Source organism: Streptomyces sp. NPDC059003, assembly GCF_042740445.1.
Classification (GTDB): Bacteria; Actinomycetota; Actinomycetes; order Streptomycetales; family Streptomycetaceae; genus Streptomyces.
Genome location: NZ_JBHYJH010000115.1, coordinates 1 through 12,142, shown reverse-complemented (window position 1 = coordinate 12,142; position 12,142 = coordinate 1). Strand labels below are relative to the sequence as shown.

Here is a 12,142-nt window from a genome sequence, read left to right as displayed (position 1 = left end):
CGTCAGGTCACCGCGGCCCGCTCGTCCTTCGTCACCGGCGGGACCGACAGGAGCGACCGGTAGTGCCCCGCCGGATACGGCTCCCCCACCGGTTCCCCCGCGACCTCGATCCACGCGTGGGCCTCGAACGGGCTGGTGCGCACGCCCGTGCACCAGGTCGGCCAGACGCCCCGGCTCCGGCACAGCAGCGCCGCCGCGATCGAGCGCTGCAGACAGGCCTGGCCCGCGCAGCGCAGGCTGACGGACACGACGGCGGCCCGGGCGGCGCGGGCCTGCTCGGCGGTGGCGGGCCGGGCCCCGCGGCGTACGAACTCCAGGACCGACCGCAGCCGCGCCGGTTTCGCGCGGGCGAGCAGCCGGGCCGCGGCCACGGCGAGCAGCGGCAGGACCCTGCGGTGCGGTGGCAGACGGTCCCGCGCGGACAGGGCGACGGGGGCGCTCATCGGGACTCCACCAGCAGCTGTGCGGCGCGCAGTTCGCCGACCAGGCGGTGTACGTCGCGCCGGGCCGCGTCGGGCGCGGCGCGGTGGCGGGTGGTCAGCTCCTCGGCGGCCTGGTCGTGGGTGCGGCCGTCGAGCAGGGTCTTCAGGACCAGGACGCCGGTGGGGTTGAGCTGCCAGTAGCGGCCGGTGCGCTCGTGGAGCAGGACGGCTCCGTCGTCGGTCTCGGCCAGGGAGACGTCGGGGTGCAGGGTCAGGGGCATCAGCGGCTTCCCAGGGGCAGGGGTCGGCGGGCGGCGCGGGCCCAGGTCTCGCAGCCGATGAGCTGTTCGACGGCGATGTCCCGGGACGAGTCGGCGTGCGGTGCGAGCAGGTGGGCGCGGACGGAATGGGGGTCGATCAGGCCCAGGTCGGCGAGGACGGAGTCGGCGAACACGTCGAGGAGTTGGGGCAGGTTGCGCTGCCGGCCCGCACGCAGGTCGGCGCTGAAGTCGCCCTTGGTGGCGCGGTCCAGGATCAGGTCGGGGACGAGGCCGCGCATCGACCGGGCCAGGAGCGGTTTGTACCGCCAGGGCGTGACGCGTTCGTCCAGGCGCACGGCCAGGGCCGCCTCCACCACCCGGTCGTCGAGGAACGGCTGGTGAAGGCGGACGCCCTCCGCGGCGAAGAGGCGGGCCACCTGCCGGTACGCGGGCGCGGTGATCCGCAGCGCCGCGAGGGTCTGGTGCTGGCCGCGGTCCGCGGCGAAGGGGCGGGCGTCGGCGGCGGCCGACCTCAGCGCGGCGCGGGCCGCGTCGACGGCGTCGGCACTCGCCCACGCCGGGGCGCGCAGCGGCGCAAGTCCCCAGCTCAGGGAGGGCACTCGGGTGCGCGGCGCGGGAGCCGTGAGCTGGTCGGCCTGCGCATGCCACCACGCGGCGACGCTTTCGGTGCGGGCGAGTTGGGCGAGGGTGTCCTTCAGGGGCCAGCGGCCCAGGGCGCGGTTGCCGCGCAGGTGGCGCAGTGCGGTGCGGGGGTGGCGGCGGGCGAGGCGGTGGAGGTAGCCGTAGGTGCGGCCGAAGAGTTCGTCGGCGCCGTGGCCCGCGAGGTGGCTGCGGGAGCCGTGGGCGGCGAGGGCGCGGGCGGTGTGCCGCATGCGGGCCTGGGTGCGGGTGTACAGGTAGGGCCGTTCCAGGTCGGCGAGGTCCGCCGGGTCGGTGAAGATCGGGGGCAGGTCCTCCTGGGCCAGGACGAGGTGGTGGGCGTCGGGCAGGGCGCGGGCGGCGCCGGCGGCGTAGTGGGCGTCGTCGTTCCCGGCCTCCGCCTCGGCCCAGCGGAAGGTCAGCAGGTCGGGGGTGTGGCGCCCGGCCAGGAAGGACAGGGACGTCGAGTCCATGCCGCCGGACAGGTCGGCGCTGAGTCCGCCGCCGGTGGGGCGCAGGCCGTCCACGGCGGTGACGAGCGCGTCGCGCAGCGCCGGTGCGCCGTCCTCCAGGGCGAGTTCGGGTGCGGGCGGGCGCCACCAGCGGACCTCGCGGGCACGGCCTGCCTCCAGGAGCAGGCAGTGGTCGTGCGGCAGCGTGGCCACGCCGGTCCAGACGCTGCGGTCGGACAGCGGGGGCGGCAGCATGCCGCCGCAGACGACGCGCGTGGCGAGCGCGGCCTCGTCGATCCCCGCGCCGGTGAGCGCCGCGAGGGCGTCGGCGCGGTCGGCCGCGACCGGTGTGCCGTCGGCGAGGCGGGCGTGGAACACCTGGCGCAGGCCCGTCAGGCTGCCCTGGACGCGGGTGCCGCCGTCGGCGGCGGCCACCAGGTGGAAGCTGCCGGGCAACTCCCGTGCGAGGGCGTCGACGTCGGCGAGGGTGCGCAGGCCCCGGCACAGCTCGTCGAGGCGTCGGGTGGTGACCGGGCAGACCCCGATCACCACCACGCGCACCGGACCCGCCGCCGACCGGCGGACCTCTTCCGGGCCCCAACTGCCCACCAGCCAGGGGCGACCCGACGGGTGCGCGATCTGCTGGGGATCCTCGAAGGGGTACGCCTCGACGGAGCGCGGCGCGTTTGTCATGTCCGGCAGGACGACGAATCCGGTGCTCATTCACATGGCCTTAGTTCTCAGAGGTTCGGTTCCGCTTCGGGGCGGGACGCTCACCCCCAGCCCTGGTGGCCCAGGACGTCGTTGTACCTGGAGCCGAAGCCCAGCGTGTCCTCGGAGAACTCGCCGACGGCGACCAGGGCCGGCGGCTCGTAGCCCGCGGCGGTGTCCTGCTCGTCGAAGCCCTTGTGCTCTTCCATGCATGCCTCCCGATGGGTGCGGAAAGTGCCCTGACAGATGCCTGAGCCCCCGGTGGTGCGAGGGGCTCGGGTGGCGCACGGCAAGTATTCGAACTCCTTGCCGGAAAGCGCACTACCCGTCATCCCAGAGGGCTACACCGTCACTTCAGCACCATGTGCAACGCGGCTGCTCAGGCACGGGTCGTCGCCGACGCGCGGGGCGCGCAGGGGTTGTTCCCCGGCGGCTGGAGCGCGGACTTCAGGTCACGCGTGACCTCGAAGGAGTCGGCGAGGCCCGCGAGGCGCAGCACCTTGCGGAGGAAGGGGTCTTCCAGAACGAGCGTCAGGCGCAGCTGCCTGCGCCGCGTGGCGTTGCGGGCCTGGCACAGCAGGGACAGGCCGCCGCAGTCCAGGAACGTCACGTCGCGCAGGTCGAGGACGACGTCACCGCGGCAGGTGAGCGTCAGCTCGGCGAGCGGGCCCGTGAGCCGCTCGGTGGCGTAGATGTCCAGCTCGCCCCAGAGGGCGATCACCAGCTGCTCCTGGGGGCCGCGGCGCGCCTGGGCACGGAGGCCGAAGGGAAGGTTTCCGTCGTGCATCGTTCCCCCTCATGGCGTCCTGAGCACGGAGCGGGCCAGGAGTGAAGACCGGCCACATCGATGGTGGTCTGTGCGTTGACCTGTGCGCGCCACCGGGGGCACGGGCGGCGCGGTGGTGCCTATGGCATACCCGACGGGCGCCGGATAATGCAACTCCCCTGCATTAAACCGCTGTTGGCTGATTCCACGGCACCGCGCCGGTATGGCTGATTCCGGGCGTATCGCGCCGGGTTCGCGGCCGTCAGTGCCCGCCGCTCGCCTTGAAGCCGCGCGGCACCAGCCACACCACGAGCAGCGCGACCGCCGCGACGATGCCGGTGGAGACGTACGCCGTGGCCGTCAGGGCCGACTCGAAGGCGGCCCTGGCCGCGTCGAGCAGCCGATCGCCCGCCGCGCCGCCGAGGCGTTCGGCGGTCTCGACGGCGCCGCCGATGGACTCGCGGGCGGCGGTCGGGCGGCCGTCCATGTGCCCGGCGTACACGGCGGCGTGCAGGGATCCGAGCAGGGCGACGCCGAGGCCGACGCCGACTTCGTACGCGGTCTCCGACACGGCACCGGCCTGCCCGGCCCGCTCGGCGGGTACGGCGGACACCAGGACCGAGGCGGACGCGGTGACCGCGAGGCCGTCGCCGAGGCCGAGCGCGACGAACACGGCGGCCACCACGCCGTACGGGGTCGGCTCCGGGGACACGGCGAGCAGCAGGAACCCGGCGGTCAGACAGCCGAGCCCCAGGGCCATCACGGCGCGCACGCCCGCGCGCTCCATCAGCCAGGGCGTCAGGAGGGATCCGGCGAGCATCGCCCCGGCGGCGGGCAGGGTGCGCAGGCCCGCGGCGAACGGCGAGTAGCCGTGGACGTACTGGAGCCACAGGGACATCAGGAACAGTGCCGCGCCGATGGCGAGCATCGCGAGGAAGGCGGCGAGCGCGGCCGCCGTGAACGCCCTGTTCCTGAACAGGCGCACGTCGAGCAGCGGGTCGGCGAGCGTCAGCTGGCGGCGGGCGAACACCGTGAGCAGGACGAGGCCGAGGGCCAGGATCGCGAGGTCGCCGACGGCGAGGCTGCCCTTCGCGACGTGCTTGATGCCCCAGGCGAGCGCGACCACGCCGACGACGGAGAGCGCGGCGCCCGGCCAGTCGAGGCGGCCGCTGCCGGCGCTGCGGAACTCGGGGAGCAGGGCGATCCCGGCGCACACGGTCACCACGACGATCGGCACGTTCACCCAGAACGCGGCCGACCAGCCGTACTTCTCCACGAGGAGTCCGCCCACCAGGGGGCCGACGGCGGCGCCGGCTCCCGCCACCGCGGCCCAGACGCCGATGGCGAGGGTCCGCTCGCGCGGGTCGGTGAAGACGGTCCGGATCAGCGAGAGGGTCGACGGCATGACCATGGCGCCGCCGATGCCGAGCAGGACGCGCCCGGCGATGAGCTGCCACGGCGTGGTGGCGGTGGCGGCGACGACCGACGCGACGCCGAAGAGCACGAAGCCGACCAGGAACAGGCGTTTGCGGCCGAAGCGGTCGCCGATGGCGCCGGAGGTGACGAGCAGGCCGCCGAGGACCAGGCCGTAGATGTCGATGATCCACAGCTGTTGCACGGCGGTCGGCCGCATGTCGTCGATCAGTGACGGCAGCGCCACGTTGAGGATGGTGGCGTCCATCGCCACCAGGAGCAGGCTGGCGCACAGCACAGCGAGTGCGGCCCAGCGCCCGGGGTGGGGCGTCGGGCGGCTTTCCGCGGCGGGGCCTGAGGAGTTCAGGTCACTAGCCACGGGATATCTCATCCCTTCGGGGCCCCGGCGCGCGGACGGGGCGGCCGAGGCGGGTGTGGTACGAGCGCCGGAGTGGCGCTCGTAGCCGAGTATGACCTATTCACCCGAAAGCTGCATTTGTGGGGTTGATGCGGTGCTGATGGACAGGCGGTGGGCCACCTCCGACAGGGCCAGGGCGAGCAGCGCCAGGGCCGCGGCGACGAACCCGAGGCTGCCGCGCCCGCCCACGGACAGGCCCAGGCCGCCGATGGCGCCCGCGAGCGCGATGGCCAGGTAGAGGATCGACGCGTGCAGGGACACAAGCACCGAGGCGAGCCCCGGGTTGAGGCCGATCAGACGGTGCTGCTGCGGCGCGCTCATGCTGAAGCCCGCGACGGCGAGGACGCCGAGGAAGCCGACCGAGGCCGGGAACGAGTCGGTGACCAGGGGCAGCACCAGCATGCAGGCGGTGGCCCACAGCAGGCAGAGCGCCGTCACGCCGCGGCCCCCGATCCGGTCGGTCAGGACTCCGGCCGCGTAGCTCCCGAGGATCGCCACCACTCCGAAGGTGAACATCAGGACGGCCAGGCGCCCGCCGTCCTCGTCGGTGGCGGGGGCGAAGATCTCGGCCAGGTACGTGTAGAGGACGTACACAGACGTGAACGCGACCATCGTGGTGGCGAGGGTGGTCAGGACCCGGGGGTCGGCCAGCGGTGCGACGCGGCGGCGCAGCGTCTCCGGCGGCGGCGCGGCGATCGACTTCGGCACGAGGGCGACCAGGCCCACGATGCCGACGACGGCGAGCCCCGCCACGAACCACATCGTGGCCCGCCAGCCCAACTGGCTGCCGAACGCCGTGCCGAGGGGCGCACCGAACGCCGTAGCCGCGGTGAACCCGGTCAGGACCGTGGCGATCGCGCGGCCACGGCGCTCCGGCGGCACCAGGGCGGCGCCGGTCGCGGCGGCCACCGGCACGAACAGGCCGGTGCCGGTCGCCGCCACCGCCTGCGCCACCAGGAGCAGCCCGAACGACGGCGCGACGGCCGCGCCGACCGTGCCCACGAGGTAGATCAGCGCGGCGGTGAGCAGGGCCTTGCGGCGCGGCCACGCCGCGGTGGCCGTCGCGAGGACCGGACCGAACAGCGCGCACGCGAGCGCGTAGACGGTGACCACCTGTCCCGCCGTGGGCAGCGACACGTCGAGCGAATCCGTCAGATGGGGCAGCATTCCTGCGAGGACGAACTCATTGGTGGCGACGGCGAACACGCCGAAGCCCAGAAGCGGAACACTCCACCAGGAGGTACGCATCCTCTTTACCCTTCTCTTTCATTCATCTGCGGGCACGCAGAGGGAAGTTGGGCGGGGCTAGAATCGCCCCATGGAATTGAGGCAGCTGGAATATTTCGTGGCCGTCGTGGAGGAAAAGAGCTTCACCAGGGCGGCCGACAGGCTGCATGTCGCCCAGCCGGGCGTCAGCACGCAGATACGCCAGCTGGAACGGGAGCTGAAGCAGCGCCTTTTGGACCGGTCGGGGCGCACGGTGCGCCTCACGGAGGTCGGCGCCGCCGTCCTGCCGCACGCGCGGGCCGCCCTCGACGCGGTCGCCGGGGTGCGCCAGGCCGTGGACGAGCACACGGGGCTGCTTCGCGGCCGGGTCTCGGTCGGCATGGTGACGTCGTCCGCCACGTCGTACGGACTGCCGCGGCTGCTCGCCGACTTCCACACCGCGCACCCGGCGATCGAGATCACGCTCTCCGAGGCGACCTCGGACCACCTGCTCGGCGCGCTGCGGTCCGGTCACTTCGACGCGGTGGCGATCTCACCGGCCGGGCCGCTCCCGCCGGACGTGGAGACGCTCGTCGTCGCCGACGAGCCGCTGGTCGCCGCGGTCGGCCCCGGCCACCGTCTCGCGGGGCGCGCGAGCGTCCCGCTCCACGAGCTCCGTGACGAGCCGCTCATCACCTTCCACCCCAGCGTCGGCGCCCGCGCCACGGTCGAGGAGGCCTGCGCCGAGGCCGGGTTCACGCCGCGCATCGCCTTCGAGGCCAGCGATCCGAAGGTGCTCGCCGAGCTCGCCGCGAGCGGACTCGGGGTCGCCGTGCTGCCGGCCCCGTTCGCGGCCGAGCGCGCCCCGGAGCTCAGCGCGATCACGGTCACGGACCCGCCGATGCGCGGCCGCATCCTGTTCGCGTGGCGGGCGAAGGGGCCGTCGAGTCCCGCCGGGCGGGCCCTCGTCCAGCACTTGCGGCACTCCTTGGGGACGTGAGAATCGCGCCTTTTCCCCAGCCCATTCACGCGTGTCGGAAATGATGTCGCGTACGGCGTCAACGACGTCACGTACGGCATTTTCAGGGGACATCGACAGCAACTCCCATGCGGCTTCGAACGGGTCGGAAAGGCGTGCTGTCAGGTTCTCCCAGGAGTTGTGCCGAACTCCAATAAAGGTGTCGTATCGCAGCTATAGCGCCACCGCATGAGCCGCGCCGGGGAGGCAGGGCGCCGCCGCCTCTTCCGTCTTACTCCTCGTACGCCCCCGCCAGCGCGGCCCCGACGCGCTCCGCGCGCCCCCGCAGCCAGATGTGGGCCGCGTCCCGGCTGTGCGAGGGATGCCACCACAGCGCCTCCTGGACGGGCATCGCTTCGAAGGGGCAGGGCAGGACGCGGACCGCGGCCGCGCGGACGGCCCGGCGGGCGAGGCGCTCCTGGATCAGCGCGATCCGGCGGGTGCCCTCCACCAGCTGCGGCAGCAGCTGGAAGGCCTGCACGGACACCTCGACCCGGGGACTGATCCCGAGCATGCCGAGCTGCTGCGTCACCGGGGAGTCGAAGGGGCGCTGGTAGACCGCCCAGGGCAGGCGGGCCAGGTCGTCCAGGGTCAGGGCGTCGCCCACCTCGGCGTTGTCGTCGGCAACCAGGCACACCCACCGGTCCTGGTACAGGTCGACCGCGGGCAGGCCGCGGATGATGCCGTGCGGAAGCAGCAGCCCGTCCACGGCGCTGAGGGCGGTCGCGGCGCGCTCGGCGATGTCCGCCGGGGCCTGCTGGAAGGTGAGCCGTATCCCGGGCGCCTCCTCGTGCAGGGCGCGGGCGAGGGCGGCGCCGAAGACCGCCGTGCCGTAGTCGGCGGCGAGCAGCGTGAACTCGCGGGTCTCGACGGCCGGGTCGAAGTCGGCCTGGCTGGTGAACAGGCGCTCCAGGACGTCGTAGGCGGTCGCGGTGCGCTCGCGCAGGGCGGCGCCGAGCGGCGTCAGTTCGTACGTCGTGCCGGTGCGGGCGAGGAGTTCGTCGCCGAAGTGGCGGCGCAGGCGGGCCAGGGCGGCGCTCATGGCGGGCTGGCTAAGGCCGACGCGGGCGCCCGCGCGGGTCACGTTGCGCTCCTCCAGGAGGGCGCGCAGGGCCACGACCAGGTTGAGGTCGAGTCGGGACAGGTTCATCCCTGGAGTATCCATGCCGTCGATGGCTTCCATCAGGAACATCGATTTCCCTGATCTCCCGTACCGGGCCAGGGTGGATCACATCCCAACGGGAGGACACCGCCTCATGGCCCAACACCCCTATCCTGTCGGCCCGTTCGCGCTCGGGACGTTCTCCCTCGCGGACGGGCCGCCGTTCCCCGGACTGGTCGCCGGGGAGCGGGTCCTCGACCTGAGCCGGACCCTGACCCGGGCGCCCGCCGACCTGCGCGCGATCCTGGAGGTCTGGGAGGAGGCCCTGCCGCTCCTGCGCTCCCTCGCCGACGCCACGGGCCGCGCCGGGACGCCGCTCGCGGAGCTCCGGGTGCACGCGCCGGTCACGCCCCGCCAGCTCTTCCAGTCCGGCGCCAACTACCGTCGGCACGTCATCGACCTGGAGCTCGCCCACCGCTCCCCCGACGACCCGCGCCCCGCCGACGAGGCCCGGGCGGAGGTCGCCGCGCTCATGGACCGGCGCGCCCGCGAGGACCTGCCGTACGTGTTCACGGGACTGCCGAGCGCGCTCACCGGCCCGTACGACGACGTGGTCCTGCCCGGATGGTGCGAACAGCCGGACTGGGAGCTGGAGTTGGCGGCCGTGATCGGCAGGCCCGCGTACCGCGTGTCCACCGAGGAGGCGCTGGCGCACGTCGCCGGGTACACGATCGCCAACGACCTCACCGACCGGGCGGCCGTCTTCCGCCGTGACCTGCCCACCATCGGCACCGACTGGCTGCGCGCCAAGAACGCCCCGGGCTTCACCCCGCTCGGCCCCTACCTCGTCCCCGCCGGCTTCGTCACCGACCCCGGCGACCTGCGGATCACCCTGAAGCTCAACGGCGCCACCATGCAGGACGAGTCCACGAAGGACATGCTGTTCGATGTGGCGCGCCTGGTCGCGTACGCGTCGCAGTCGGCCCGGCTCCTGCCCGGCGACGTGCTGCTGACGGGCAGTCCGGCGGGCAACGGGCTGCACTGGGGCAGGCTGCTGCGCGACGGCGACGTCATGGAGGGCTCGATCACCGGGCTCGGCGCGCAGCGCACCCGGTGCGTCGCCGCGTCCGGCGCCTCGGAGGTGGCCCTGTGATCGGCTCCCTCCCCCGCAAGGTCCTGATCATCGGCGGCGGCACCTCAGGGAACGCCCTCGCCGTCCTGCTGCGCCGGGCGGGCGTCGCCGTCGACCTGGTCGAGGCCAGGCCGGACTGGAACGCCACCGCCGGATCCGGCATCACCTTGCAGGGCAACGCCCTGCGGGTGCTGCGCGAGGTCGGCGTCTGGGACGGCGTCCGGCGGTCGGGCTACGCCTCCGACTCCATCGGCGTCCGCGCCGCGGACGGCACGCTGCTCGGCACCACGCAGGACCTGCGCACGGGCGGCGACGACCTGCCCGCGACCGTCGGCATGCGGCGGCCCCGCCTGCAGCAGCTGCTCATCGACGCCGTGCGCTCCTCCGGCGCCCACGTCCGCCTCGGCACGACGGTCGCCGCGCTCGACCCGCGAGGCGGCGAGGTCTCCTTCTCCGACGGCACCACGGGACGCTACGACCTGGTGGTGGCCGCCGACGGCCTGAACTCCAGCACCCGCGCCCGCATCGGCATCACCGACCGGCCCGAACCCACCGGCATGGGCGTGTGGCGCGCCCCGGCCGCCCGGCCCGCGTCCGTGCGCCGCACCGAAGTGACGTACGGCGGCCGCTGCTTCATCGCCGGGTACTGCCCGACGGGACCCGACTCGCTGTACGTGTACCTGGTCGAGCGGGCCCGTGACCGCGCCACGCTCGACCCGGCCGCGTACGCCGCCGAGGTCCGCACCCTCACCGAGGGGTACGGCGGCCCCTGGCCCGAGATCCGCGCGTCCCTGACGGACCCGGGCACGGTCAACTACACGTGGTTCGACCGGCACTTGGTCGAGGGTCCCTGGCACCGCGGCCGGGTCGTGCTCGTGGGGGACGCCGCCCACTGCTGCCCGCCGACGCTCGCCCAGGGCGCCGCGATGTCCCTGGAGGACGCCCTGGTCCTCGCCGAACTGCTCACGACCCGCGCCGACTGGGACGAGCGCCTCCTCACCGACTACCGCGACCGCCGGATGTTCCGGGTGCGCACGGCCGTCGACGCCTCGGTCCGCATCGGGCGGTGGCTCCTCGACGACGAGCGCGACGCCGACATCCACGGCCTGATGACCCGCACCCTCACCACCTTGAAGGAGCGCCCGTGACCGCCTCCGCAGACACCTCCGCGACCGCCTCCGACGGCACCCCGGCGACCGCCCGTCCGCTCACCCATCTGCGGCACGTCGACCTCGCCGTGCCCGACTACGACAAGCAGCTCGACTTCTACGCGGGCGTGTGGGGCCTGACGAAGGTCGCGGAGGACTCCGGGATCTCCTTCCTGGCCGCCGAGGGCTCCCCGGAGCAGTATGTCGTGCGGCTGCGCAAGGCCGAGGAGAAACGCCTCGACCTGGTCTCGTACGGCGCCGCGTCGCCCGCCGACGTCGACGCGCTCGCCGAGCGCCTGCTCGCCGGGGGCGTCCGTCTCGTCACGCGGCCGGGGGCGCTCGACACCCCTGGCGGCGGCTACGGCTTCCGGTTCTTCGACGGCGACGGCCGCACCGTCGAGGTGTCCGCCGACGTCGCCGCCCGGGCGCACCGGCGCGTCGAGGAGCGCGAGTCCATTCCGGTGCGGCTCTCGCACGTGGTGCTCAACTCGCCGGACCTGCACCGCACCCGCCAGTGGTACGAGCGCCACCTCGGCTTCCGCCTGACCGACTCGCTGGGCTCGCCGCACCAGGGCGAGATCATGCACTTCCTGCGGATCAGCAGCCAGCACCACTCCATGGCGATCGCCCGCGGCCCGCACACCTCGCTGCACCACGTGTCGTTCGAGATGCGCGGCCTCGACGAGTACATGCGCGGCTCGGGCCGGGTGCTGCGCGCGGGCTTCCGCAAGATCTGGGGCCCGGGCCGCCACCTCGCGGGCGACAACACCTTCACGTACTTCCTCGACCCGCACGGCAACACCGTGGAGTACACCACCGAGATGGAACAGCTCGACGAGGACACCTGGCACCCGCACGTCTACGACCTCGCGGATCCCCGGGTCGCCGACCAGTGGGGCACCGCCAACCCCATGAACGAGCTGGTGGCCAAGGAGTCCTTCAACGACCCCGACCCCGGCTGCTTCGTCGCGCCGCCGGTGTGAGCCGACGCGGGGACGCCGGGCCGGAGGCCTCGTCCGACGCCGGGTGGCGCCGCTTGGTGCCACCGGGCGTCGCCCCGCATCGTCCGGTGTCGCCCGGCACCCTTGCACACGCCCGCGGCGGCCCACGCCCGCAGCGCCTGGGCAGGCATGGCACCACCCCGCCCCGGGCCGCCCATCCCCTGCGCGTTTCCGCAGGTGGCGCGGATGCTCTCGGGGCCGCTGTCCCCGCGGCACATCACCTGCACGTGCATCTAGTGCTGCCATAATGACGTCATGGACCTCACCCCGTATGTCGACACCCTCCGCCGCGAGCTGGCGGTGGCCGCCGAAACCGGCGGGGACGATGCCCGCGAGCTGGCCGAGCGGCTCACCGCCCCCCTGGAGTCGGCGACCCGTCTGACCATGCTGAACGTGCTCTCGGCCGCGATGGACGAGATCACCCGCGAGCTCG

General features: G+C 73.7%; 12 protein-coding genes. 4 read left to right on the top strand and 8 right to left on the bottom strand.

From position 1 onward, the window contains the following. Positions 1-2 precede the first annotated feature (2 nt). From ACFWZ5_RS31400 to ACFWZ5_RS31370, 7 genes are all read right to left on the bottom strand, one after another. Positions 3-443, bottom strand: coding sequence for a lasso peptide biosynthesis B2 protein (locus ACFWZ5_RS31400; RefSeq protein ID WP_384786231.1), 441 nt, complete (start codon positions 441-443; stop codon positions 3-5). Then, positions 440-703, bottom strand: coding sequence for a lasso peptide biosynthesis PqqD family chaperone (locus tag ACFWZ5_RS31395; RefSeq protein WP_384786234.1), 264 nt, complete (start codon positions 701-703; stop codon positions 440-442). Before ACFWZ5_RS31395 ends, ACFWZ5_RS31400 begins: the two co-directional genes overlap by 4 nt. Beyond that, complete coding sequence (locus tag ACFWZ5_RS31390; RefSeq protein ID WP_384786237.1) at positions 703-2,517, bottom strand: lasso peptide isopeptide bond-forming cyclase; 1,815 nt, start codon at positions 2,515-2,517, stop codon at positions 703-705. Before ACFWZ5_RS31390 ends, ACFWZ5_RS31395 begins: the two co-directional genes overlap by 1 nt. A gap of 50 nt (positions 2,518-2,567) precedes the next feature. Then, the gene (locus ACFWZ5_RS31385) at positions 2,568-2,714 is read right to left on the bottom strand and encodes a lasso RiPP family leader peptide-containing protein (RefSeq protein ID WP_384786240.1); all 147 of its coding nucleotides are present in this window, start codon (positions 2,712-2,714) and stop codon (positions 2,568-2,570) included. 170 nt (positions 2,715-2,884) lie between these two features. Then, entirely contained in the window at positions 2,885-3,292 is a 408-nt protein-coding gene (locus ACFWZ5_RS31380) for an STAS domain-containing protein (protein WP_384786243.1), read from the bottom strand. 241 nt (positions 3,293-3,533) lie between these two features. Beyond that, positions 3,534-5,063 carry an MFS transporter gene (locus ACFWZ5_RS31375; protein WP_384786246.1) on the bottom strand — a complete coding sequence of 510 codons (1,530 nt, stop codon included), beginning with the start codon at positions 5,061-5,063 and terminating at the stop codon, positions 3,534-3,536. 96 nt (positions 5,064-5,159) lie between these two features. Continuing rightward, the gene (locus tag ACFWZ5_RS31370; RefSeq protein ID WP_384786249.1) at positions 5,160-6,350 is read right to left on the bottom strand and encodes an MFS transporter; all 1,191 of its coding nucleotides are present in this window, start codon (positions 6,348-6,350) and stop codon (positions 5,160-5,162) included. A 70-nt stretch (positions 6,351-6,420) separates the two neighbouring features. On the opposite strand from ACFWZ5_RS31370, the gene ACFWZ5_RS31365 reads away from it, so the two are divergent. Beyond that, positions 6,421-7,308 carry a LysR family transcriptional regulator gene (locus ACFWZ5_RS31365; protein ID WP_384786251.1) on the top strand — a complete coding sequence of 296 codons (888 nt, stop codon included), beginning with the start codon at positions 6,421-6,423 and terminating at the stop codon, positions 7,306-7,308. Positions 7,309-7,558: 250 nt separating this feature from the next. Here ACFWZ5_RS31365 and ACFWZ5_RS31360 read toward each other — a convergent pair whose 3' ends face one another. Further along, positions 7,559-8,476, bottom strand: a complete 918-nt coding sequence (locus ACFWZ5_RS31360) for a LysR family transcriptional regulator (protein WP_384786254.1) — start codon at positions 8,474-8,476, stop codon at positions 7,559-7,561. 106 nt (positions 8,477-8,582) lie between these two features. On the opposite strand from ACFWZ5_RS31360, the gene ACFWZ5_RS31355 reads away from it, so the two are divergent. From ACFWZ5_RS31355 to ACFWZ5_RS31345, 3 genes are read left to right on the top strand one after another with little or no spacing between them, the layout of a single operon-like run. After that, positions 8,583-9,581, top strand: coding sequence for a fumarylacetoacetate hydrolase family protein (locus ACFWZ5_RS31355; protein ID WP_384786257.1), 999 nt, complete (start codon positions 8,583-8,585; stop codon positions 9,579-9,581). Further along, complete coding sequence (locus tag ACFWZ5_RS31350) at positions 9,578-10,708, top strand: FAD-dependent oxidoreductase (RefSeq protein WP_384786260.1); 1,131 nt, start codon at positions 9,578-9,580, stop codon at positions 10,706-10,708. Before ACFWZ5_RS31355 ends, ACFWZ5_RS31350 begins: the two co-directional genes overlap by 4 nt. After that, positions 10,705-11,691 (top strand): VOC family protein, encoded by a 987-nt coding sequence (locus ACFWZ5_RS31345; protein ID WP_384786263.1) that lies wholly within the window; start codon positions 10,705-10,707, stop codon positions 11,689-11,691. The genes ACFWZ5_RS31350 and ACFWZ5_RS31345 overlap by 4 nt, the downstream gene beginning before the upstream one ends. Positions 11,692-12,142 lie beyond the last annotated feature (451 nt).